19 protein-coding genes and 1 pseudogene are annotated in these 23,591 nt (G+C 73.1%); 2 read left to right on the forward strand and 18 right to left on the reverse strand.

Annotation, left to right across the window (positions count from 1 at the left end; genetic code table 11):
- Positions 1–2: 2 nt before the first annotated feature.
- The 5 genes from SXIM_RS01590 to fmt all read right to left on the reverse strand — a co-directional run bounded on the left by SXIM_RS01590 (position 3) and on the right by fmt (position 5,944).
- On the reverse strand, positions 3–1,439 hold the full coding sequence (locus SXIM_RS01590; RefSeq protein WP_030727012.1) for a GuaB1 family IMP dehydrogenase-related protein: 1,437 nt from the start codon (positions 1,437–1,439) through the stop codon (positions 3–5).
- Positions 1,440–1,615: 176 nt separating this feature from the next.
- Positions 1,616–2,608, reverse strand: a complete 993-nt coding sequence (locus SXIM_RS01595) for a sugar-binding transcriptional regulator (protein ID WP_030727015.1) — start codon at positions 2,606–2,608, stop codon at positions 1,616–1,618.
- A gap of 149 nt (positions 2,609–2,757) precedes the next feature.
- The gene (gene rpe / locus SXIM_RS01600) at positions 2,758–3,444 is read right to left on the reverse strand and encodes a ribulose-phosphate 3-epimerase (RefSeq protein WP_030727018.1); all 687 of its coding nucleotides are present in this window, start codon (positions 3,442–3,444) and stop codon (positions 2,758–2,760) included.
- 42 nt (positions 3,445–3,486) lie between these two features.
- Positions 3,487–4,920 carry an RsmB/NOP family class I SAM-dependent RNA methyltransferase gene (locus SXIM_RS01605; protein ID WP_030727021.1) on the reverse strand — a complete coding sequence of 478 codons (1,434 nt, stop codon included), beginning with the start codon at positions 4,918–4,920 and terminating at the stop codon, positions 3,487–3,489.
- Between the two features lie 94 nt (positions 4,921–5,014).
- A complete protein-coding gene (gene fmt, locus SXIM_RS01610; protein WP_046722726.1) occupies positions 5,015–5,944 on the reverse strand; it encodes a methionyl-tRNA formyltransferase in 930 nt (309 codons plus the stop codon).
- Between the two features lie 235 nt (positions 5,945–6,179).
- On the opposite strand from fmt, the gene SXIM_RS01615 reads away from it, so the two are divergent.
- Both SXIM_RS01615 and SXIM_RS01620 read left to right on the forward strand, forming a co-directional pair.
- Positions 6,180–6,710, forward strand: coding sequence for a hypothetical protein (locus tag SXIM_RS01615; RefSeq protein WP_043176908.1), 531 nt, complete (start codon positions 6,180–6,182; stop codon positions 6,708–6,710).
- 81 nt (positions 6,711–6,791) lie between these two features.
- Positions 6,792–7,430: a class I SAM-dependent methyltransferase gene (locus SXIM_RS01620; protein WP_030727030.1), complete on the forward strand. Its 639-nt coding sequence runs from the start codon at positions 6,792–6,794 to the stop codon at positions 7,428–7,430.
- A gap of 364 nt (positions 7,431–7,794) precedes the next feature.
- Here SXIM_RS01620 and SXIM_RS01625 read toward each other — a convergent pair.
- The 13 genes and pseudogenes from SXIM_RS01625 to SXIM_RS01685 form a co-directional block, all read right to left on the reverse strand.
- Positions 7,795–9,922 (reverse strand): annotated as a pseudogene (locus SXIM_RS01625) (primosomal protein N').
- A gap of 45 nt (positions 9,923–9,967) precedes the next feature.
- Positions 9,968–11,176 (reverse strand): methionine adenosyltransferase, encoded by a 1,209-nt coding sequence (gene metK / locus SXIM_RS01630; RefSeq protein WP_030727036.1) that lies wholly within the window; start codon positions 11,174–11,176, stop codon positions 9,968–9,970.
- 212 nt (positions 11,177–11,388) lie between these two features.
- Positions 11,389–12,603, reverse strand: a complete 1,215-nt coding sequence (gene coaBC / locus SXIM_RS01635; protein ID WP_030727038.1) for a bifunctional phosphopantothenoylcysteine decarboxylase/phosphopantothenate--cysteine ligase CoaBC — start codon at positions 12,601–12,603, stop codon at positions 11,389–11,391.
- A gap of 88 nt (positions 12,604–12,691) precedes the next feature.
- Entirely contained in the window at positions 12,692–12,985 is a 294-nt protein-coding gene (rpoZ, locus tag SXIM_RS01640) for a DNA-directed RNA polymerase subunit omega (protein ID WP_030727041.1), read from the reverse strand.
- Positions 12,986–13,038: 53 nt separating this feature from the next.
- A complete protein-coding gene (gmk, locus tag SXIM_RS01645; RefSeq protein ID WP_030727044.1) occupies positions 13,039–13,590 on the reverse strand; it encodes a guanylate kinase in 552 nt (183 codons plus the stop codon).
- Positions 13,591–13,628: 38 nt separating this feature from the next.
- Positions 13,629–13,952 carry an integration host factor gene (locus tag SXIM_RS01650; RefSeq protein WP_030727047.1) on the reverse strand — a complete coding sequence of 108 codons (324 nt, stop codon included), beginning with the start codon at positions 13,950–13,952 and terminating at the stop codon, positions 13,629–13,631.
- Positions 13,953–14,164: 212 nt separating this feature from the next.
- Positions 14,165–15,010 (reverse strand): orotidine-5'-phosphate decarboxylase, encoded by an 846-nt coding sequence (gene pyrF, locus SXIM_RS01655; protein ID WP_030727050.1) that lies wholly within the window; start codon positions 15,008–15,010, stop codon positions 14,165–14,167.
- Positions 15,007–16,191 (reverse strand): quinone-dependent dihydroorotate dehydrogenase, encoded by a 1,185-nt coding sequence (locus tag SXIM_RS01660; RefSeq protein ID WP_046722728.1) that lies wholly within the window; start codon positions 16,189–16,191, stop codon positions 15,007–15,009. The genes pyrF and SXIM_RS01660 overlap by 4 nt, the downstream gene beginning before the upstream one ends.
- 1 nt (position 16,192) lies before the next feature.
- Complete coding sequence (carB, locus tag SXIM_RS01665; RefSeq protein ID WP_046722729.1) at positions 16,193–19,525, reverse strand: carbamoyl-phosphate synthase large subunit; 3,333 nt, start codon at positions 19,523–19,525, stop codon at positions 16,193–16,195.
- Entirely contained in the window at positions 19,518–20,654 is a 1,137-nt protein-coding gene (gene carA / locus SXIM_RS01670; RefSeq protein WP_030727058.1) for a glutamine-hydrolyzing carbamoyl-phosphate synthase small subunit, read from the reverse strand. The genes carB and carA overlap by 8 nt, the downstream gene beginning before the upstream one ends.
- On the reverse strand, positions 20,651–21,256 hold the full coding sequence (locus SXIM_RS01675) for a PH-like domain-containing protein (RefSeq protein WP_030727060.1): 606 nt from the start codon (positions 21,254–21,256) through the stop codon (positions 20,651–20,653). Before SXIM_RS01675 ends, carA begins: the two co-directional genes overlap by 4 nt.
- A complete protein-coding gene (locus SXIM_RS01680; RefSeq protein WP_046722730.1) occupies positions 21,253–22,557 on the reverse strand; it encodes a dihydroorotase in 1,305 nt (434 codons plus the stop codon). The genes SXIM_RS01675 and SXIM_RS01680 overlap by 4 nt, the downstream gene beginning before the upstream one ends.
- Positions 22,550–23,521, reverse strand: a complete 972-nt coding sequence (locus SXIM_RS01685) for an aspartate carbamoyltransferase catalytic subunit (RefSeq protein WP_030727066.1) — start codon at positions 23,519–23,521, stop codon at positions 22,550–22,552. Before SXIM_RS01685 ends, SXIM_RS01680 begins: the two co-directional genes overlap by 8 nt.
- Positions 23,522–23,591: the final 70 nt, after the last annotated feature.

The raw sequence follows: 23,591 nt of genomic DNA on the forward strand, positions 1-23,591 counted from the left end.
CGCTACCAGCTGGCGTGCAGCGGCTTGCCCTCCGCGTAGCCGGCCGCGCTCTGGATGCCGACCACGGCCTTGTCCGCGAACTCCGCCAGGGTGCCGGCGCCCGCGTAGGTGCACGAGGAGCGCACGCCGGCCACGATGGAGTCGATCAGGTCCTCCACGCCGGGGCGCGCGCCGTCGATGTACATCCGCGAGGTGGAGATGCCCTCCTCGAACAGTCCCTTGCGGGCCCGGTCGTACGCCGACTCCTCGCTGGTGCGGCTGCGCACCGCGCGCGCCGAGGCCATGCCGAAGCTCTCCTTGTACAGCCGGCCGTCGGCGGTCTGCTGGAGGTCGCCCGGTGACTCGTGCGTCCCGGCGAACCACGAACCGATCATCACATTGGAGGCGCCGGCGGCCAGCGCCATCGCCACATCGCGCGGGTGCCGCACCCCGCCGTCCGCCCACACGTGCTTGCCGAACTTCTTCGCCTCGGCGGCGCACTCCAGCACCGCGGAGAACTGCGGACGGCCCACGCCGGTCATCATCCGGGTGGTGCACATCGCGCCGGGGCCGACCCCGACCTTGACGATGTCCGCGCCCGCCTCGATCAGATCGCGCACCCCGGCGGCCGAGACCACGTTCCCCGCCACCACCGGAACCCGCGGGTCCAGCGCCCGCACCGCCCGCAGGGTGGCCAGCATCGACTCCTGGTGGCCGTGCGCGGTGTCCACCACCAGGGTGTCCACCCCGGCGGCCAGCAGCGCCTCGGCGCGCGCGACGCTGCCGCCGTTGATGCCGATGGCCGCCGCCACCCGCAGCCGCCCCGCGGCGTCGGTGGCCGGGCGGTAGAGGGTGGCGCGCAGCGCGCCCTTGCGGCTGAGGATGCCGGCCAGCCGGCCCTGCGCGTCCACGGCCGGGGCGATCTTGCGGTGGGCGCTGTCCAGGGTGGCGAAGGCCTCACGCGGATCGATGTCCGCCTCCAGCACCAGCAGGTCCTTCGACATGACCTCGCTGAGCTGGGTGAAGCGGTCCACGCCCAGCAGATCGGCCTCGGTCACGATGCCCACGGGGCGCCCCTCGGCCACGACCACGCCCGCGTTGTGCGCCCGCTTGGGCAGCAGCGCCAGGGCATCGGCCACGGTCTGGGAGGGGGCGAGGGTGATGGGGGTGTCCAGCACCAGGTGGCGCTGCTTGACCCAGCTGGTGACCTCGGTCACCACGTCCAGCGGGATGTCCTGCGGGATGACGGCGAGACCGCCCCTGCGGGCCACCGTCTCGGCCATCCGCCGCCCCGCGACGGCCGTCATGTTGGCCACCACCAGCGGAATGGTGGTGCCGCTGCCGTCCGGAGTGGCGAGATCGACGTCCTGTCGGGATGCCACCGCCGAGCGACCCGGGACCATGAACACATCGTCATAGGTCAGGTCGTACGACGGTCGGGAGTCATTGAGGAACTTCATGCCTGCTCTCTCACCTGCGTTCTCGCATTGCCCTGGGGGCACCTCCCGGCCGGGGTCGGGGGAGGGTGGGAGCGGCAGCGTTCGCACGCGGCTCCTACGGCATTATCCCCGATCCACCCCGAAGCGGGCGAACAGATGGCCGAAGGGGTGACGGACCGCACCCGGGCGCGGCCCCCTCACCGGGGGACGCTGTCCGGGTCGGCCCGCTCCAGCGCCGGACGCACACCCGGCGACTGGGTCAGCAGCAGGTCCGCCGCCGCCGTGTCGGTGACCAGGCTGGTCACCAGGCCCGAACGCAGCACCGCGCCGATCGCCTCCGCCTTGCGCCGCCCGCCCGCGATCGCCACGACCTCGGGGATCCGGCGCAGCCGCTCGGCCTCCACGGTGATGCACCGCTCACCCAGATCGCGGCCCACCCGGCGCCCCATGGCGTCGAAGAGATGCGCGGACATCTCGGCGGCCACCCCGAGGGAGGCGTAGTGCTCGCGCTCGTCCTTGTTCAGCATGTCGTGGACCGTGGAGATGCCCGGCTCCCAGGAGCCGATCGACACCGCCGCGATCGTCACCTTGTCGAAGAACTCGAATGCCGCCGCGATCCCGCGCTGTGCGCGCAGCGCGTCCGCCGTCGCGGAATCCGGCAGCAGCATCGGCGCGTAGATCGGATGCGCCTCCCCGCCGGAGACGGCGGCGGCCCGCCGTACCGCCTCCACCGAGCCGCGCTCGGCGGTCCCCGCGTCGTACACCCCGGTCAGCTGGACCACGGTGCACGGCGGCAGCTCGCGCAGCGCCGCCGCCATGTGGATCGTGGAACGGCCCCAGGCCAGGCCCAGCACGTCGCCCTCGGCGACCAGCTCGCCCAGCAGTTCGGCGCCCACCTCACCCAGATGCTCCGGGTCGGGGGTGTCGTCGGCGGTGTCCGTGGTCGACTCGGCGACCACCACGTGCCGCAGCCCGTACCGAGCCCGCAACGCGTCCGAGCGGTCCGCGTCCAGCTCCGCCGGCACCCGGATCTCGATCCGCACCAGGTCGTGCTCCACTGCGGACTCCAGCACCCGGGCGACCTTGAAGCGGCTCACCCCGAACTCGTCCGCGATCTGGATCTTCGACTTGCCCTCCAGATAGAAGCGGCGGGCCATCGCCGCCGCCTGCATCAGTTCGGCGGGGCCCATCCGTGCGGCTGACCTCCCGGTCGACACGGCACTCACCTCTCAGTCCTCCGGCTTGTCCCGCTCACGGTCCGCTCGGCCATCCTCGCAGATCCGTAAGGTCCTTGATGTCGCTCGCGCCCGGCCCGCCGGAGCGGGGACGCCGTTCCCGTTCACCCGGCCGTGCCGGCTCCCCGGGCCGCGGCCGCCGCACGCTCCGCCTGCTCGCGCAGCCCGCGCACCGCGGCCGCCGGGTCCTCGGCGCCGTAGACGGCCGAGCCCGCCACGAACACGTCCGCGCCCGCCTCGGCGCACCGCTCGATGGTCGCCGCCGAGACACCCCCGTCCACCTGGAGCCACAGCGGCAGCCCGTGCCGCGCGATCAGCTCCCGGGTGCGGCGGATCTTGGGCAGCGTCACGTCCAGGAACGCCTGACCGCCGAACCCGGGCTCCACCGTCATCACCAGGATCATGTCCAGCTCGGGCAGCAGATCCTCGAACGGCTCGATCGGGGTGGCCGGGCGCAGCGCCATCGAGGCCCGCGCGCCCTGCGCCCTGATCTCCCGTGCCAGCCGTATCGGCGCGGTGGCCGCCTCGGCGTGGAAGGTGACCGAGCCGGCGCCCGCCTCCGCGTAGGCCGGGGCCCAGCGGTCGGGGTCCTCGATCATCAGATGGCAGTCCAGGGGGGTGTCGGTGGCCTTGCGCAGCGACTCCACCACCGGGAGGCCCAGCGTCAGATTCGGCACGAAGTGGTTGTCCATGACGTCGATGTGCAGCCAGTCCGCCCCCTCGACGGCCTGGGCCTCCTCGGCGAGGCGGGCGAAGTCCGCGGACAGGATGCTGGGGTTGATCTGTGCCATGTCCTCAGTATTCAGCATGGTCAGGGGGTGGGGTGACGCCGGTCACGCGGTGCGGCGCAGCAGCGCGAGGTACATCGCGTCGGTGCCGTGCCGGTGCGGCCACAGCTGGATGTCGGGGCCGTCGCCCAGGGCGGGGACGCGGGGCAGCAGGGGTCTGGCGTCCAGCCATTCGGCGGCGGTGCTGCCCGGATTCTTCAGCACGTCGTGGACCACGGCGCGGGTTTCGGCCAGATGCGGTGAGCAGGTGGCGTACCCGACCACGCCGCCCGGTCGTACCGCGGTCAGTGCCTCGCGCAGCAGCCCGCGCTGGAGCCCGGCGAAGCCGTCCAGGTCCTCGGGGCGGCGGCGCCAGCGGGCCTCGGGGCGGCGGCGCAGCGCGCCGAGACCGGTGCAGGGCACATCGACCAGCACCCGGTCGAAGCCGCCGGCCGGCCAGGCGGGGCGGGTGCCGTCGGCGACCACGACCTGGTACGGACCGGGGTTGCCGGCCAGCGCGCGGGCCACCAGGGCGGCGCGGTGCGGCTGCTTCTCGGCGGCCAGCAGCGCGGCGCCGCGTCCGGCCGCGAGGGCGGCCAGCAGGGCGGCCTTGCCGCCGGGCCCCGCGCAGGCGTCCAGCCAGCGGGTGTCGCCGCCGTCACCGGCCAGCGGGGCGTTCGCCAGCGCGAGGGCGACCAGCTGGCTGCCCTCGTCCTGGACCCCTGCGCTGCCGTCCGCGACCGCCTCGATGGCGCCGGGCTCGCCGCCCTCGGCCAGCCGTACCGCGTACGGGGACCAGTCGCCGGGGGTGGCCCGCTCGGGGCCGGCCTGCTCCAGCAGCTCCGCGGGGCCGATCCGGCCGGGGCGGGCGGCCAGGGTGACCCGGGGGCGTTCGTTGTCGGCCGCGAGCAGCGCCTCGATCTCGCCGCGGCCACCGCCCAGCGCGTCCCACAGGGCGGAGACCACCCAGCGTGGATGGGCGTGCACGACGGCCAGGTGTTCCTCGGGGTCCTCGTCGTAGGGCGGGGCAACCCGTTCCAGCCAGCCGTCCAGGTCGTGGGCGGCGACCTTGCGCAGCACGGCGTTGACGAACTTGGCGCGGCCGTCGCCCAGCACCACGCGGGCCAGTTCCACGCTGGCGCTGACCGCCGCGTGGGTGGGGATGCGGGTGCCGAGCAGCTGGTGCGCGCCCAGCGACAGCACGTCGAGCACCGGCGGGTCGACCTCGCGCAGCGGCCGGTCCACGCAGGCCGCCAGCACCGCGTCGTAGGTGCCCTGGCGGCGCAGCGTGCCGTACACCAGCTCGGTGGCCAGCGCGGCGTCCCGGTCGCCGAAGTCCCCGGCGGCGCGCGCCTTGCGCAGCAGCGGGGGCAGCACGAGGTTGGCGTAGGCGTCGCGTTCGTCGACGGCGCGCAGCGCCTCGAAGGCGAGGAAACGCACCGGGTCCTTGCGGGGACGGCGGTAGGGCCTGGCGGGACGACGGGCGGGCCGATTGCTCACGGGGACGATGACTCCGACTGCTGCTGGTGAGAGGTGGTGCGGGGGGTCAAGCCTAGGCCGTGTCCGGCACGGCCCGGGCCCGTGGCCCCCGGGGTCAGCCCAGCCGCTCCCCCGGGCGCACCCGCACGCCGCGGGCCCAGTCGGCGGCGGCCATCGGCTTCTTGCCCTGGGGCTGTACCCAGATGAGTTCGACGGCGTGCGAGCCGGTACCGGCGTGAACGCTGTGCTTGCCGGTGGCCAGTTCGCCCGGGGCGAGGGCCGACTGCTCGGGGGCGAGGGCGACCTGGCGCACCTTGAGGCGTTCGCCGCGGAAGACGGTCCAGGCACCGGGTGCCGGGGTGCAGCCGCGCACCAGGCGGTGCACGCCGAGGGCGGGGTGGTCCCAGTCGATCCTGGCGTCGTTGACGGAGAGTTTGGGGGCCAGGGTGACACCCTCGGCGGGCTGCGGCACGGCGCGCAGACTGCCGTCCTCGATGCCGTCCATGGTGGCCGCCAGCAGTCCGGCGCCCGCGAAGGCGAGCCGGGTCAGCAGGTCGCCGCTGGTGTCCTCGGGGCGCACCTCCTCGGTGAGCACCCCGTAGACCGGGCCGGAGTCAAGACCCTTCTCGATCTGGAAGGTGGAGGCGCCGGTGACCTCGTCGCCCGCGATGACGGCGTGCTGGACCGGGGCGGCGCCGCGCCAGGCGGGGAGCAGCGAGAAGTGCAGATTGACCCAGCCGTGCCGGGGGATGTCCAGGACGGACTCGGGCAGCAGCGCGCCGTAGGCGACGACCGGGGCGCAGTCGGGGGCGATGGCCCGCAGCCGCTCCTGGAAGGCGGGGTCGCGCGGGCGCTCGGGCCGCAGGATCTCGATCCCGGCCTCCTCGGCACGCTGGGCGACGGGGCTGGCGACCAGCCGTCGCCCACGGCCGGCGGGCGCGTCGGGCCGGGTGACCACGGCGGCGACCTCGTGCCGGTCCGATGCGAGCAGGGCGTCCAGGGCCGGTACGGCCACCTCGGGGGTGCCGGCGAAGACGAGCCTCATGGTGCGGGTGTCACCTTCTCGGGTGAGTGCGGGGTACGGGAGCTACGGGAACAACCCGAAACGGTGCGTCAGTCTACGGTCCGCACCGGCGTGGACCCCCGGGGCGTGCGGAGCGGAACGCGCCCCTTGGCGTGGACGATCCGGTCCAGCAGCGTGACCCAGGCCACGTGTAAGGCGTTGGTCAAGGCAGATTGACCATTCCGACAATCCCTGACGCCGGTTCGAGAGGGTCCTCATGGCCGACCACGCCACCCCTGACGCCCAGGCACGAGCGAGCCTGCATCTGCTGGTGCGGGACATCGAGCGGGTCCGCCGCCAGGTGGACGCGCTGCGCACGCTCACCGCACAGCTGGGCAATGTGTACCGCCCGCGACGCACCGGCTCCGCGGCCGGGTTCGTCGTGTACGGGCGCGCCCCGGCACCGACCGTCCGGCTGGCCCAGGAGCTGCGGGACAGCGTGGAGACACTGGTGACGGCGGCCGTGGACTTCGACCGTTCGCTCGGCTTCTCCTGGGACGCGGTGGGCTCGGCGCTCGGTGTCACCAAGCAGGCGGTGCACCGCCGTTACGGCACCCGGCGCACGGCGGAGCGCACCAGTGCCGTACGGGAGTCCCTCGGCCGGGAATCCCTCGGCCGCGAGTCGCTTGGCCGCGACGCCCTGGGCCGGGAACCCCTCGGCCGGGAATCCCTGGGGCGCGAGCCGCTGGGCACGGCGCCGCAGCAGCAGCCGGTGGCCGCGCCCTTCCCCGGGCCGCGCACCGGCTGAGTTTTGCCGGTCCGGCAACAGTCTTTGCCATGGGCCGTTCGGGGGCGGACCATCTCCGGTGAACCGACACGGAGGTCATCCATGACGAAGGACGAGCGTTCGGCACAGGAGCACTGGGACGACCGGTACCGGGAGAACGAACGGATCTGGAGCGGCGAGCCCAACGTCGCGCTGGTCCGCGAGGTCTCAGGACTGAGCCCGGGTAGCGCCTTGGATCTGGGCTGCGGCGAGGGCGGCGACGCGGTGTGGCTGGCGGACCGCGGCTGGCGGGTGACCGCCACCGACATCTCGGGCGTCGCCCTGGAGCGCGCGGCGGCGCACGCGGCCGGGCGCGGGGTGGCCGACCGGATCGACTGGCAGCGACACGACCTCGGGGAGTCCTTCCCCGAGGGCACCTTCGACCTGGTCTCCGCGCACTTTCTGCACTCCACTGTCGATCTCCCCCGGGAGCGGATCCTGCGCCGGGCGGCGACGGCGGTGGCCCCCGGCGGCACGCTGCTCATCGTGGGCCACGCCGGCTGGCCCCGGGGCCACGAACCGGAGGACCACCCCGAGGTGCACTTCCCCACCCCGGCGGAGGTCATCGCCTCACTCGAACTCGCCGAGGGCGCCTGGGAGGTCCGCACCGCGGAGGAGTACGAGCGCACCCGCGTCCTCCCCAACGGCGAGGAGCTCCACCACAAGGACAACACCCTGAGGCTGGAGCGGCTGTCGCGGTGATCCCCACGCGGCGCCGCCGGCCGCGTCCGGCGGTGTGACGAGGCGCTGCTGAGCCGCCATCACGGGGTGGGCCGGACGGGAGTAACGCCCGCCCCGGGGCAGTGTCCGTACCGATGCGCGGGTCCCCGCGATCACGGGTGGTCCGGCCGCGTCCGAGGAGTCGTTCCGCCACTCGGCGCGGTCCGCAGCTGTTCAGGACCGTGCCGCGCGTCGTCCCTGAGCGCCGGGAAACCACCACCGGTGCGATGACCGGGTCGCCGGGTACGCCGGGCAGGCGACGCGCTGTCACCCGTACGGCGCCCGCCCGTGGACGCACGCCCCGGAGCGGGAACGCCCGGGGTACGAGGCCACCCGCCGGGCCGGCTCAGCCGATGTCCGGCGGGTCGATCCGGATCCGGACCGGCGGCCCCTCCCGGCGGGTCGCCCGGGCGGCCTGCGCCGCCTTCAGCGCGGCGGCCAGTGCGCCACCGCTGCCCGGCGGCACCCGCACCAGGGCCCGCACCCACACCTCTCCCGGCGGCGGATCGCCCGGCCTGCGGGGCTGGCCCGGCGAGCGTACGGGCAGCGGCACCGGGCCCAGGATCTCCGCGTCCGGAGGCAGTCCGGCCGTCTCCAGCAGCCCGTCCACCGCCTCCGGCAACCCGCTCACCGCCGCCATCCGGGACACCGGCGGCTGGCCGAGCGCCGCCCGGTCGGCCAGCTCCCGCTCCGCGTGCCCCGCCGGGTCCCAGCGCACCAGTGCCTGCACCGGCCGCAGCGTGGCCTCGGCCAGCACCACCACCGTGCCGCCCTCCCCCGCGCCCGCACCAGCGCCGCCGCCGACAGCCAGCGGCGCAGGGCCTCCTCGCCGGCCCGCAGATCGGGGCGGCCGAGCAGCGCCCAGCCGTCCAGCAGCAGCGCCGCCGCGTACCCGGGCCCCTCGGCCACCGGCTCGGCGCCCGGTGTGGCGACCACCAGCGCGGGCCGGTCGGGCACCGTGTCCAGGATGTGATCGCGCCCGGAGGTGCGCACCGGTACCGCCGGGAACGCCCGGCCCAGTTCCTCCGCCGTGCGCCGCGCGCCCACCACCACGGCGCGCAGCCGTCCGCCCCCGCACTCGGGCAGTGCCAGGCCGCCTCCTCGCGCCCGCACCAGCCGCAGCGCAGCTCGCCGCCGTCCGGCACGGTCAGCGGCCCGTGGCAGTGCCGGCAGCGGGCCGGTTCCCGGCAGCGCTCGCAGGCCAGCCGGGGAACGTACCCGCGGCGCGGCACCTGGATGAGCACCGGGCCGCGGCCCAGAGCCTCGCGCAGGGTCTGCCAGGCGAGCGTCGGAAGCCGCGCGGTGCGGGCCGCCGCGTCCCGCGCCTCGTCCGCCTCGCCGATCGTGCGCACCTGCGGGGCGGCCTCGCGCACCGTCTCCCGGTCCGCCGCCAGCGGCGCGGCGAAGCCCGTCGCCACCAGCTGGGCCGCCTCCACGGTGTGGGCGTGACCGCCCAGCAGCAGGCCTGCCCGCTCGTGGGCGGCGCGCAGCAGCAGGACATCGCGGGCGTGCGGCTGGGGCGCGTGGTCGTCCGCGTGCGCGTGGTCGCCGTCGTCCCAGATCGCGGCGAGGCCCAGATCACGGACCGGCGCGAACATCGCCGCCCGGGTGCCGACGACCCCGCGCACCGCGCCGCGGCTGACCGCGAGCCACTTGCGGTACCGCTCCTCGGGCCCGGCGTCCGCGGTGAGCAGGACATGGTGGCCCGGCCCCAGCAGTGCGGTGAGCTCGGCGTCCACCCGGGCGGCGGCCCGCCCGTCCGGGAGGACGGCCAGCGCGCCGCGCCCGGCTGCCAGCGTGGTGGCCAGGGCGCGCGCCAGTTCGCCGGGCCAGGTGGGACCCGGCAGCGCCGTCCACACCGCGCGCGGCGCCTCGCCGCGCGCCAGCGCCGCCAGGAAGCCGGCGCCGCGCGGGTAGCGGGCCCAGCCCCCCGGCTCGGGCGCGGCGGGCGGGGGCGGTGCGGGAGGTGAGGGCTGCTTCTCGGGGCGGGCCCGGCGAGGGGGCACCGCGAGCTGTACGACGTCGGCGAGCGCCCCGGCGTACCGGTCGGCGACCGCCCGGCACAGCGCCAGCAGGGCGGGGGTGAGGACGGGTTCGGTCGAGAGCACCTGGGCGATCGGCGCCAGGGTGCCGGGGAAGTCGCTCTCGGCGCGCCGCTCGACGATGAAGCCGTTGATCAGACCGCCGCCCTCGCGGCGCCCGCCCCGCTCCCCCGCGCCGAACCGCACCCGGACGCGGACCCCCGGCTGGGCGTCCGCGTCCATGGCGGCGGGTACGGCGTAGTCGAAGTAGCGGTCGAGGTGCACCAGGCCCTTGTCGACCAGCACCCGGGCGACCGGCAGCCCCTCGGCGAGCGCGGCGCCGCGCCAGGTGCGGGGGCGGGCCGGAGGTTCCTTCCGGCCCGCCCGCACGCTCGCGCGGATCAGCGCCAGTTGCTCCGCGCCCGCCGCCCGGTGTTCTTGCTCGCCGCTCACCCGAGCAGTACAGCAGATGGCTCGGACATCGCCGGGCCGGGAACCTCAGAGACCGACGGTGGCGCGCAGCGCGTCGACGCGGTCGGTGCGCTCCCAGGTGAAGTCGGGGAGCTCACGGCCGAAGTGCCCGTACGCGGCGGTCTGCGCGTAGATGGGACGCAGCAGGTGGAGGTCGCGGATGATGGCGGCCGGCCGCAGGTCGAAGACCTCGGAGATGGCCTTCTCGATCCGCTCGGGCTCGATCGTGGCGGTGCCGAAGGTCTCCACGAACAGACCCACCGGCTCGGCCTTGCCGATCGCGTACGCGACCTGCACCTCGCAGCGCGAGGCGAGCCCCGCGGCCACCACGTTCTTGGCCACCCAGCGCATGGCGTAGGCCGCCGACCGGTCGACCTTGGACGGGTCCTTGCCGGAGAAGGCGCCGCCACCGTGCCGGGCCATCCCGCCGTAGGTGTCGATGATGATCTTGCGTCCGGTCAGCCCGGCGTCACCCATCGGGCCGCCGATCTCGAAGCGCCCGGTGGGGTTCACCAGCAGCCGGTAGCCCTCGCTGTCCAGCTTGATGCCGTCGGCGACCAGCGCCTTCAGTTCGGGCTCGACCACGAACTCCTGGATGTCGGGGGCGAGCAGCGACTCCAGGTCGATGTCCGAGGCGTGCTGGCTGGAGACCACCACGGTGTCCAGGCGCACGGCCTTGTCACCGTCGTACTCGATGGTCACCTGGGTCTTGCCGTCCGGGCGCAGGTACGGGATGGTCCCGTTGCGCCGCACCTCGGAGAGCCGGGAGGACAGCCGGTGCGCCAGCCGGATCGGCAGCGGCATCAGCTCGGGCGTCTCGTCGCACGCGTAGCCGAACATCAGGCCCTGGTCGCCCGCGCCCTGCCGGTCCAGTTCGTCCAGTTCGCCCTCGACCCGCGACTCGTAGGCGGTGTCCACCCCTTGGGCGATGTCCGGGGACTGCGACCCGATCGACACCGACACCCCGCAGGACGCGCCGTCGAACCCCTTCTTGGAGGAGTCGTAACCGATTTCGAGGATCTTGTTGCGCACCAGGGACGCGATGTCCGCGTAGGCCTTGGTGGTGACCTCACCGGCCACATGCACCAGGCCCGTGGTGATCATCGTCTCGACGGCCACCCGAGAGGTCGGGTCCTCCTGGAGCAGGGCGTCGAGGATGGCATCGCTGATCTGATCGGCGATCTTGTCGGGGTGACCCTCGGTCACAGATTCCGAGGTGAACAGGCGGCGGGACACATCGCTCCCTGGGGTTGCAGCGGCTGCTGACTGAACTGGTCCGACGCGCTCCGGGGCCTCCCGGCGGGCGTCGGTGTGAGTCTATCGGCTCAAGGGTCGCCGGACAGCGGTCCAACCACGGCTGCCGCGGCCCTGTCTTACAGTAACGGTCCTGCCCCCGGCTGGGGAGAGGTGGATCGCAGTGCGAGACGGCGCAAGGGGGTCGTACGGAATCAGGCCGTGCTCAAACGCCCTGCCACGATGTCCCAGATGCGGTCCGCCAGAGTCTCTTTGGGGCCGTGCGGCACCGGGGTCTCCGGGCCGCCGGACTCCAGGATCACCGCCTCGTTCTCCTCGGTGCCGAAGGCGCGCCCGCCGCCCACCTGGTTGACGACCAGCAGGTCGCAGCCCTTGCGGGCGAGCTTGGCCCGGCCGTTGGCCAGGACATCGTCCGTCTCGGCGGCGAACCCCACCACGATCTGGGCCGGCGCGGGGCGGTGGGCGGACAGCTCCGCCAGGATGTCGGGGTTGCGCACCAGGGCGATCGGCTCCGGCTCCACCCCGTCCCGCTTCTTGATCTTGCTGTCCACCTCGCGCGAAGGCCGGAAGTCGGCGACCGCCGCCGCCATCACCACCGCGTCGGCGTTTGCGGCGGCCTTCAGGACGGCCTCGCGCAGCTCGCGCGCCGTGCCCACGGGGACGACCTCGGCCCCGGCCGGGTCCGGCAGCGCCGCGTTCGCCGCCACCAGCGTCACCCGGGCGCCCCGGGCCACCGCGGTGCGGGCCAGCGCGTAGCCCTGCTTGCCCGAGGAACGGTTCCCCAGGTAGCGCACCGGGTCCAGCGGTTCGCGGGTGCCGCCGGCCGAGATCACCACATGCCGTCCGGCCAGATCGGGGACGGCCCCCGCGGTGCCGCGCGCCAGCACCCGGCGGCAGACCTCGAAGATCTCCGCGGGGTCCGGCAGCCGGCCCTTGCCGGTGTCGGCGCCGGTCAGCCGCCCGCTGGCGGGCTCGATGACCACGGCGCCGCGTCGGCGCAGCGTGGCGACGTTCTCCTGGGTGGCGGGGTGCTCCCACATCTCGGTGTGCATCGCGGGCGCGAAGATCACCGGGGCCCGTACGGTCAGCAGCGTGTTGGTGAGCAGATCGTCCGCCCGCCCGTGCGCCGCCTTGGCCAGCAGATCGGCGGTGGCCGGGGCGATCACCAGCAGATCGGCCTGCTGACCGATCCGCACGTGCGGCACCTCGTGGACGCTCTCGAAGACCTCCGTGTCCACCGGATGCCCGGACAGCGCCGCCCAGGTGGCCGCGCCGACGAAGCGCAGCGCGTTGGAGGTGGGCAGCACCCGGACATCGTGACCGGATTCGGTCAGCCGGCGCAGCAGCTCGCACGCCTTGTAGGCGGCGATCCCGCCGCTGACTCCCAGAACGATCTTCGGCTTGTCCATCGCTGCCCTTCTCCCGGCGCGAGCACGGGCCCGGCAGCGTGCTGCCGGGCCCGTGGGCGGATCGATGCTGTGGTGCGCGTACGGCGACTCAGCGGCTCTGGCGCGGGCTCGGGTCCGCCGGGCCGTCGATGGCCTCGGAGGTCAGCAGGCCGGCGTTGATCTCGCGGAGCGCGATCGACAGCGGCTTCTCGTGCACATGGGTGTCCACGAGCGGGCCGACGTACTCCAGCAGGCCCTCGCCGAGCTGGGAGTAGTACGCGTTGATCTGACGCGCGCGCTTGGCGGCGTAGATCACCAGGCTGTACTTCGAGTCGGTGGCCTCGAGCAGCTCATCGATCGGCGGGTTGATGATGCCCTCGGGCGTGGTGATGGAAGAGGACACGCTCTACCTTCCGCAGGGGGTCGGGGGCGGGGGAAACAAAGACTGCCCCCTGGTTAACACAGCAAGGCTAGCAGCTCACCCGCGACGTCCTCGACCGACGTATTGACCAGGGTGACGTCGAACTCCGACTCGGCCGCCAGTTCCTTCCTGGCCTCGGTCAGCCGGCGCTCGATGACATCGGGCGGTTCGGTGCCCCGGCCGGTCAGCCGGCGCACCAGTTCCTCCCAGCTGGGCGGCGCGAGAAAGACCAGCCGCGCCTCGGGCATCGAGGAGCGCACCAGCCGGGCGCCCTGGAGGTCGATCTCCAGGAGGACGGGCTCCCCCGCCTCCAGCCGGTCCAGGACGGCACGGCGCGGAGTGCCGTAGCGGTTGCCGGCGAACTCGGCCCACTCCAGGAGCTCTCCGTTGGCGACGAGTTTGTCGAACTCCTCGTCCTCCACGAAGAAGTAGTGCACACCGTGGCGCTCCCCGGGGCGGGGGCGACGGGTGGTGGCCGAGACGGACAGCCACACCTCCGGATGAGCTTTGCGCATATGGGCGACGACCGTGCTCTTGCCGACCCCTGAGGGGCCGGAGAGCACGGTCAGCCGCGGACGATCGTTCATGTGCCGATTATCCCGTCTCCATGCGGAGCGGGAAAATCTCAGGCTGCCTTGTCGCCGAACTCACGCTCCAGCGAGGCGATCTGGTTGGAGCCGAGACCGCGGACCCGGCGGCTCTCGGAGATGCCAAGACGCTCCATGATCTGCCGGGCGCGGACCTTGCCGACGCCGGGCAGCGACTCCAGCAGCGCGCTGACCTTCATCTTTCCGATGACATCATTCTTCTGTCCCTGCTGGATGACCTCGTGCAGGGAGGCGCCGGAGTGCTTGAGCCGATTCTTGACCTCGGCGCGCTCCCGGCGAGCCGCGGCGGCCTTCTTAAGCGCGGCTGCGCGCTGTTCAGGGGTTAGGGGCGGAAGAGCCACGCCTACGTCACCTCGGGTGTCGAATCTGTTGGATACGGACAGCACGCGGCCATCTGGCCCCGCACCGGCGGGCAGTCGGCTGGGTGCCTGGCTGCTCCGCTCTCGTCGGAGACTAGCGGCCGATCCGGCTCGAGTCAGCGAGAATCGTCAAAAAGTCCAGGTCAGCGTTCAATCAGTACGAACTTTTCGGACATTTCTCTACGGCAGAGGGCTCAACGGTGGTCAGGGACCACTGCGGACAGCGCCCGGACCTCCTCCTCCGCGGCCGTGCGCAGCCCTTCGACCGAGGGCCCGCGACGCAGCACGGACCGGCTGACACTGGGCACCACATGACCACTCTGGGCCCCGAACAGCCTGGGCAGATCGGCTGCGGTGGCGCCCTGCGCGCCGATTCCGGGAGCCAGCAGCGGGCCGTTGACCGCCAGGTCCACCCCCGCCGTGCCCAGGGTGGCACCGATCACCGCGCCGACCGAGCCCAGCGGGTCGGCGCCCGCGTTCTCCCGCGCGATGGCGTCCAGCATCAGTTGGGCCAGCGGACGGCCGTCGGCGGCGGTGGCCCGCTGCACCTGGGCGCCCTCCGGGTTGGAGGTGAGGCCCAGGACGAAGATCCCGCCCCCGTTGGCCCGCGCCAGGTCCAGCGCGGGCCGCAGCGACTCGAAGCCGAGGTAGGGGGAGACGGTGATCGCGTCCGAGAACAGCGGGGCACCGGGCTCCAGATAGGCGGAGGCGTAGGCGGCCATGGTGGAGCCGATGTCCCCGCGCTTGACGTCGGTGAGCACCAGCGCCCCGGCGTCACGGCTGTCGGCGATGGCCCGTTCCAGGACGGCCACGCCCCGCGAGCCGAAGCGCTCGAAGAACGCGGACTGCGGCTTGAGGACGGCGACGCGGTCGGCGAGTGCCTCCACCACGGTGCGGGTGAAGCGTTCGAGGCCCGCGATGTCGTCGCCGAGCCCCCAGTCGGCGAGCAGTTGTGCGTGCGGGTCGATCCCCACGCACAACGGCCCGCGCTCGTCCATGGCCCGGCGCAGCCGGGCGCCGAACGGCTCCGGTGCGCTCATGCCCGGCCCTCCTCGGCCTCGGTGTCCACGGGGCTCCTGTCGCCCCGGGTGCTCGCGGTGGCCGCGGTCGCCTCGGTGATCTCGGTGCCGACCGCCTCGGCCAGCGTGGCGTACGGGCTGGCCGCCAGCTGCCTGGCCAGTCCGCGGTGGATGTGCCGGGCCCAGGCCGGGCCCTGGTAGATGAAGCCGCTGTAGCCCTGGATCAGGGTGGCGCCGGCCCGGATCCGGGCCCAGGCGTCCTCGGCGGTGGTGATGCCGCCGACCCCGATCAGGGTGAGCCTGCCACCGGTGCGCGCGTACAGCCGGCGCAGTACCTCCAGCGAGCGCTCGGTGAGCGGGGCGCCGGACAGTCCGCCCGCGCCGATGGCGGCCACCTCATCGGCGGGGGTGGCCAGCGCGTCCCGGCCGATGGTGGTGTTGGTGGCGATGATGCCGTCCAGGCCCAGTTCCAGGGCGAGATCGGCGACGGCGTCGATGTCCTCGTCGGCGAGATCGGGGGCGATCTTCACCAGCAGCGGCACCCGGCGCGCGGTGACCGCGCGGTCGGCCGCCTCGCGCACCGCGCTCAGCAGCGGGCGCAGCTGGTCCACGGCCTGCAGGGCGCGCAGTCCCGGGGTGTTGGGCGAGGAGACGTTGACCACCAGGTAGTCGGCGTGCTCGGCCAGCCGTTCGGTGGAGGTGACGTAGTCGGCGACGGCCTCCGCCTCGGGGACGGCCTTGGTCTTGCCGATGTTGACGCCCACCACGGTGCCACCGGGGCGGGGTGTGCGGCGGGCCAGCCGGGCGGCGACGGCGGCCGAGCCGTCGTTGTTGAAGCCCATCCGGTTGATCACGGCGCGGTCGGCCACCAGCCGGAAGAGCCGGCGGCGCGGATTGCCGGGCTGCGGCTGTCCGGTGACGGTGCCGATCTCGACGTGGTCGAAGCCCAGCATGGCCAGGCCGTCGATGCCCACCGCGTTCTTGTCGAAGCCGGCGGCGAGCCCGAAGGGCCCCGGCATGGTGCGGCCCAGCGCCCGCACCCGCAGCTGCGGGAAGCGGGGCGCGAACCCGGCCCGTACCGCGTCGCGCAGCACGGGGACGGAGGCGGCCGCCCGGATCGCCCCGAACGCGAGGTGGTGGGCGCGTTCGGGGTCGATCCGGGTGAGGACCGTACGGAACAGCAGGGAGTAGGCGCGTCCCATGTCAGGCGCCCGCCCCCTCGCCGGCGGCTTCCCTGGCACTGATCAGGTGCCGGGCGTGGTCCTGGAGCGAGCGGACGCCGACATCGCCGTGGCGCAGGGCGTCGATGCCCTGGACGGCGGCGGCCAGCGCCTGCACGGTGGTGAGGCAGGGCACGGCGCGCGCCACGGCCGCCGTACGGATGTCGTAGCCGTCCAGCCGGCCGCCGGTGCCGTAGGGGGTGTTGACGATCAGGTCGACGTGTCCGTCGTGGATGAGCTGGACGATGGTCCGCTCACCGTTCGGGCCTTCGCCCTCGCTCTGCTTGCGCACCACGGTGGCCTCGATGCCGTTGCGGCGCAGCACCTCCGCGGTGCCCGAGGTGGCGAGCAGTTCGAAGCCGTGCTCGACCAGGGCGCGGGCCGGGAAGATCATGGCCCGCTTGTCGCGGTTGGCGATGGAGATGAACGCCCGGCCCTTGGTGGGCAGCGCTCCGTAGGCGCCGGCCTGGGACTTGGCGTAGGCGGTGCCGAACACCGAGTCGATGCCCATGACCTCGCCGGTGGAGCGCATCTCGGGCCCGAGCACGGTGTCCACGCCGCGGCCGTGCACGTCGCGGAAGCGCGACCAGGGCATCACGGCTTCCTTGACCGAGATGGGCGCGTCCATCGGCAGGGTGCCGCCGTCGCCGTGGGCGGGCAGCAGGCCCTCGGCGCGCAGTTCGGCGACGGTGGCGCCGAGCGAGATGCGGGCGGCGGCCTTGGCCAGCGGGACCGCGGTGGCCTTGGAGGTGAAGGGAACGGTGCGGGAGGCGCGGGGGTTGGCCTCCAGCACGTAGAGGATGTCGCCGGAGAGCGCGAACTGGATGTTGATCAGTCCGCGGACCCCGACCCCGGCGGCGATGGCCTCGGTGGAGGCACGCAGCCGCTTGATGTCGTGGCCGCCCAGGGTGATGGGCGGCAGGGCGCAGGCGGAGTCGCCGGAGTGGATACCGGCTTCCTCGATGTGCTCCATGACGCCGCCCAGGTAGAGCTCCTGGCCGTCGTAGAGGGCGTCGACGTCGATCTCGATGGCGTCGTCGAGGAAGCGGTCGATGAGCACCGGGTGTTCGGAGATCAGCCCGGCGTGCCGCTGGAGGTAGTCGGCGAGCGAGGGCTCGTCGTAGACGATCTGCATGCCGCGTCCGCCGAGCACGTAGCTGGGGCGGACCATCACGGGGTAGCCGATGCCGGCGGCGATGGTGCGGGCCTCTTCGAAGGAGTGGGCGGTGCCGTACTTGGGCGCGGGCAGTCCGGCGGCCTCCAGGACGCGGCCGAAGTGGCCGCGTTCCTCGGCGAGGTTGATGGCCTCGGGCGAGGTGCCGACGATCGGGACGCCGTTGTCCTTCAGGGCCTGGGCCAGGCCGAGCGGGGTCTGGCCGCCGAGCTGGACGATGACGCCGGCCAGCGGTCCCGCCTGCTGTTCGGCGTGCACGATCTCCAGGACGTCCTCCAGGGTGAGCGGCTCGAAGTAGAGCCGGTCGGAGGTGTCGTAGTCGGTGGAGACGGTCTCGGGGTTGCAGTTGACCATGACGGTCTCGTAGCCGGCCTCGCTGAGCGCGAAGGAGGCGTGCACACAGGAGTAGTCGAACTCGATGCCCTGGCCGATGCGGTTGGGCCCGGAGCCCAGGATGATCACGGCGGGCTTGGTGCGCGGGCCGACCTCGCTCTCCTCGTCGTAGGAGGAGTAGAGGTACGGGGTGCGGGCGGCGAACTCGGCGGCGCAGGTGTCCACGGTCTTGTAGACGGGGCGTACGCCCAGGGCGTGCCGCACCTCGCGCACCACGTCCTCGCGCAGGCCGCGGATGCCGGCGATCTGGGCGTCGGAGAAGCCGTGCCGCTTGGCGTGAGCCAGCAGGTCGGCGTCCAGGAGTTCGGCGGCGGCGATCTCCCCGGCGATCTCCGCGACCAGGAACAGCTGGTCGACGAACCAGGGGTCGATCTTGGTGGCGTCGAAGACCTCTTCGGGGGTGGCGCCGGCCCGGATGGCGGCCATCACGGTGTTCAGCCGGCCGTCGGTGGGCATCTGGGCGCGCACCAGCAGCTCCGCCTTGTCGCCCGGCTCACCGCTGAAGTCGAACTGGGAGTCCTTCTTCTCCAGGGAGCGCAGCGCCTTGTTGAGCGCCTCGGTGAAGTTGCGGCCGATGGCCATGGCCTCGCCCACCGACTTCATGGTGGTGGTGAGGGAGGAGTCGGCGGCCGGGAACTTCTCGAAGGCGAACCGCGGGACCTTGACCACCACGTAGTCGAGGGTGGGCTCGAAGGAGGCCGGGGTCTGCTCGGTGATGTCGTTGGGGATCTCGTCCAGCGTGTAGCCGATGGCGAGCCGGGCGGCGATCTTGGCGATCGGGAAGCCGGTGGCCTTGGAGGCGAGCGCGGAGGAGCGCGAGACCCGGGGGTTCATCTCGATGACGACGACGCGGCCGTCCTCGGGGTTGACGGCGAACTGGATGTTGCAGCCGCCGGTGTCGACGCCGACCTCGCGGATGACGGCGATACCGATGTCCCGCAGGATCTGGTACTCGCGGTCGGTGAGGGTCATGGCGGGGGCGACGGTGATGGAGTCGCCGGTGTGCACGCCCATCGGGTCGAGGTTCTCGATGGAGCACACCACGACCACGTTGTCGGCGCGGTCGCGCATCAGCTCCAGCTCGTACTCCTTCCACCCCAGGATGGACTCCTCCAGGAGCACCTCGGTGGTGGGCGACAGGGCCAGGCCCTGGCCGGCGATGCGGCGCAGCTCCTCCTCGTCGTGCGCGAAGCCGGAGCCGGCACCGCCCATGGTGAAGGAGGGGCGGACCACGACGGGGTAGCCGCCGAGGGCGGGGACGCCGGCGAGCACCTCGGCCATCGAGTGGCAGATGACGGAACGGGCGGATTCGCCGTGGCCGATCTTCTCCCGTACCGCCTCGACCACGCCCTTGAACAGCTCGCGGTCCTCGCCCTTGTTGATGGCCTCGACGTTGGCGCCGATCAGCTCCACGCCGTACCGGTCCAGGGTGCCGGCGCCGTGCAGGGCGATGGCGGTGTTGAGGGCGGTCTGGCCGCCGAGGGTGGGGAGCAGCGCGTCGGGCCGCTCCTTGTCGATGATCTTCTCTACGTACTCCGGGGTGATCGGCTCGACGTAGGTGGCGTCGGCGATCTCCGGGTCGGTCATGATCGTGGCCGGATTGGAGTTGACGAGGATGACGCGCAGTCCCTCGGACTTCAGCACGCGGCATGCCTGGGTGCCCGAGTAGTCGAACTCGGCGGCCTGTCCGATGACGATCGGACCGGATCCGATGACCAGGACGGACTGGATGTCGGTGCGCTTAGGCACGCTGGTCCTCCATCAGGGAGACGAAGCGGTCGAACAGGTAGGCGGCGTCGTGCGGGCCGGCTGCCGCTTCGGGGTGGTACTGGACGCTGAAGGCCGGCCGGTCGAGCAGTCGCAGCCCTTCGACGACGTTGTCGTTGAGGCAGACGTGGGAGACCTCGGCGCGGCCGAAGGGGGTGTCGGAGACGGTGTCGAGCGGGGCGTCGACGGCGAACCCGTGGTTGTGGGCGGTGACCTCGACCTTGCCGGTGGCACGGTCCTTGACCGGCTGGTTGATGCCCCGGTGGCCGTACTTGAGCTTGTAGGTGCCGAAGCCCAGGGCGCGGCCCAGGATCTGGTTGCCGAAGCAGATGCCGAACAGCGGGGTGCCGCGTTCCAGGACGCCGCGCATGAGGGCCACGGCGTGGTCGGCGGTGGCCGGGTCGCCGGGTCCGTTGGAGAAGAAGACGCCGTCCGGTGCGGTGGCGTAGATCTCCTCGACGGTGGCGGTGGCCGGCAGCACGTGCACCTCGATGCCGCGCTCGGCCATCCGGTGGGGGGTCATGCCCTTGATGCCGAGGTCCACGGCGGCCACGGTGAAGCGGCGCGCGCCCTGGGCCGGCACGGTGTACGGCTCGGTGGTGGCGACCTCGGCGGCCAGGTCGGCGCCGCTCATCTGGGGGGCGGCCTGGACCCGGGTGAGGAGTTCGTCCTCGGCGGCGAGCGCGTCGCCGGAGAAGATGCCGACCCGCATGGCGCCGCGTTCCCGCAGGTGGCGGGTGAGGGCGCGGGTGTCGATGCCGCTGATGCCCACCACGCCCTGGGCGGTGAGTTCGTCGTCCAGGGTGCGGGCGGAGCGCCAGTTGGAGGGGATCCGGGCGGGGTCGCGGACGACGTAGCCGGCGACCCAGATCCGGCCCGATTCGGGGTCCTCGTCGTTGACGCCGGTGTTGCCGATGTGCGGGGCGGTCATGACGACAACCTGGCGGTGGTACGAGGGGTCGGTGAGGGTCTCCTGGTAGCCGGTCATGCCGGTGGAGAAGACGGCCTCGCCGAGGGTCTGGCCAACCGCCCCGTAGCTGCGGCCGCGGAAGGTGCGGCCGTCCTCCAGAACGAGTACGGCGGGGTGGGTGCGGGTGGTGGCGGTGGTCATGCGGCACCTTCTTCGGGGGTGTGCGGGGCGGCGGCCGTGGTGGCGGCGGGGCCCAGGGCCTGGATCCAGGCGGCGTGCTCCTCGGCGCGGTCGGACCGGAAGCCGGAGTCCAGCAGGCGGTCGCCGTGCTCCCAGGTGATCACCAGCAGTCCGCCCTCGGTGAGGACCTTGCCGGCGATGCCCTTGTCGAGCCGGGCCTCGCGGACGCGCTCGGCCGGGATCAGGAAATCGGGGGCTCCGGGGCGCACCACGGCGATGCCCTCGTCGGTGAGGGTCAGCTCGGCGCGGCTGCGGGCGCCCAGGCCGTGCGCGACGATGCGGTCCAGCCACTGTCCGGCGGTGGTGGAGCCGTGGTAGCGGCCGGCCATCCGCAGCCGGGGCTCGCCGGGGGCGGTGGGCAGCGCGGGCAGCTCGGGCAGGTCGCCCTGGAGGCTGCCGCGCCACTTCCAGCCCTCGCGCATCAGCCAGTAGACGAGGGCGACGAGCAGCAGCAGGCCCACGACCCAGCCGATGCGCGCGGCCCAGTCGGTGACCTCGGCCGACTTGCGTTCGACGCCGTCGTCGGCGAGTGCGATCAGGTGCGCCGTGAAGTTGTGACTCATGTGAGATTCCCGTCCGTGACCGTTGCCCGGCCCCGCAGGAAGGTGTGCGTCACCCGGCCCGGCAGCTCACGCCCCCGGTAGGGGGTGTTCCGGCTGCGGGAGACGAATCCCGCGGGGTCCACCACCGAACGGTATGCCGGGTCGAGCAGGGTCAGGTTGGCGGGCTCCCCCACAGCGAGCGGGCGGCCGTGTCCGGCGAGGCGGCCGATGGCGGCGGGCGCGTACGACATCCGGTCGGCGACCTTGGCCCAGTCCATGAGTCCGGTGTCGACCATGGTCTGCTGGACCACGGAGAGCGCCGTCTCCAGGCCGATCATCCCCATGGCGGCGGCACCCCACTCGCAGTCCTTGTCCTCGTGGGGGTGCGGGGCGTGATCGGTGGCCACAATGTCGATGGTGCCGTCCGCGAGTGCCTCGCGCAGCGCCAGCACGTCGGTCTCGGTGCGCAGCGGCGGGTTGACCTTGTAGACCGGGTCGTAGGAGCGCACCAGCTCGTCGGTGAGCAGCAGGTGGTGCGGGGTGACCTCGGCGGTGACGCGCCAGCCCTTGGACTTGGCCCAGCGCACCAGCTCCACGGAGCCGGCGGTGGACAGGTGGCAGATGTGCAGCCGGGAGCCGACGTGGGCGGCGAGCAGGATGTCGCGGGCGATGATCGATTCCTCGGCGACGGCCGGCCAGCCGGTCAGTCCCAGTTCGGCGGAGACGGTGCCCTCGTTCATCTGGGCGCCCTCGGTGAGCCGGGGTTCCTGGGCGTGCTGGGCGATCACGCCGTCGAACGCCTTCACGTACTCCAGGGCACGGCGCATGATCACGGCGTCGTCCACGCACTTGCCGTCGTCGGAGAAGACGGTGACGCCGGCCGCGCTGTCGTGCATGGCGCCCAGCTCGGCGAGCTGCTTGCCGCCCAGGCCGACGGTGACGGCCCCGATGGGCTGGACGTCGCAGTAGCCGGACTCGCGGCCCAGGCGCCACACCTGCTCCACGACGCCGGCGGTGTCGGCGACGGGGAAGGTGTTGGCCATGGCGTGCACGGCGGTGTAGCCGCCGGCGGCGGCGGCCCGGGTGCCGGTGAGGACGGTCTCGGAGTCCTCACGGCCGGGCTCGCGCAGGTGGGTGTGGAGATCGACGAGGCCGGGCAGCGCGATGCTGCCGTCCGCGTCGATCACGGTGGCGCCCGCGGCGGGGACGCCGGTGCCGATCTCGGCGATGACGCCGTTGTCGATCAGCAGGTCCTGCGGCCGTCCGCCGAGGATCCTGGCGCCCTTGATCAGGGTGCGCCGGTGGGTTGTGGTCTCACTCATGGGTTTCCTTGGTGGCGGCGGGCTCGGCACCGCCGAGCAGCAGGTACAGGACGGCCATGCGGATGCTGACGCCGTTGGTGACCTGCTCGACGGCGGTGCAGCGGGGGGAGTCGGCGACCTCGGCGGTGATCTCCATGCCCCGGTTCATCGGGCCGGGGTGCATGACGATGGCGTGGCCCGGCATCCGGGACATGCGGTCGCCGTCCAGGCCGTAGCGGCGGGCGTACTCGCGCTCGGTCGGGAAGTAGGCGGCGTTCATCCGTTCGCGCTGGACGCGCAGCATCATGACGGCGTCGGACTTGGGCAGGACCGCGTCCAGGTCGTAGGAGACGGCGCAGGGCCAGTGTTCGACGCCGATGGGCACCAGGGTGGGCGGGGCGACGACGGTCACCTCGGCGCCGAGCGTGTGCAGCAGCTGGACGTTGGAGCGGGCCACCCGGGAGTGCAGGATGTCGCCGACGACGGTGACCCGGCGGCCGGCGAGGTCGGTGCCCAGGCCCTGCCCGTCGGCGGCCAGCCGGCGCCGGATGGTGAAGGCGTCCAGCAGCGCCTGGGTGGGGTGTTCGTGGGTGCCGTCGCCCGCGTTGACCACCGAGCCGCCGATCCAGCCCGAGGTGGCGAGCCGGTGCGGGGCGCCGGAGTCGTGGTGCCGGATGACGACGGCGTCGGCGCCCATCGCCTGGAGGGTGAGGGCGGTGTCCTTGAGGGATTCGCCCTTGGAGACCGAGGAGCCCTTGGCCGAGAAGTTGATCACATCGGCGGAGAGCCGCTTGGCGGCCGCTTCGAAGGAGATCCGGGTCCGGGTGGAGTCCTCGAAGAAGAGGTTGACGACCGTGCGGCCGCGCAGGGTGGGCAGTTTCTTGATCGGCCGGTCGGCGATCCTGGCCATTTCCTCGGCGGTGTCGAGGACGAGGACGGCGTCGTCACGGCTGAGGTCGGTGGCCGAGATGAGATGGCGCTTCATCATTGCCTTCCCAGAGGTGAAGGGGAGCTGAGGGCGTGCGGGCAGGCGCGGGCACGGCCGGGCCGGGTGG

Source organism: Streptomyces xiamenensis (assembly GCF_000993785.3).
In the GTDB taxonomy this organism is placed as follows: domain Bacteria; phylum Actinomycetota; class Actinomycetes; order Streptomycetales; family Streptomycetaceae; genus Streptomyces; species Streptomyces xiamenensis.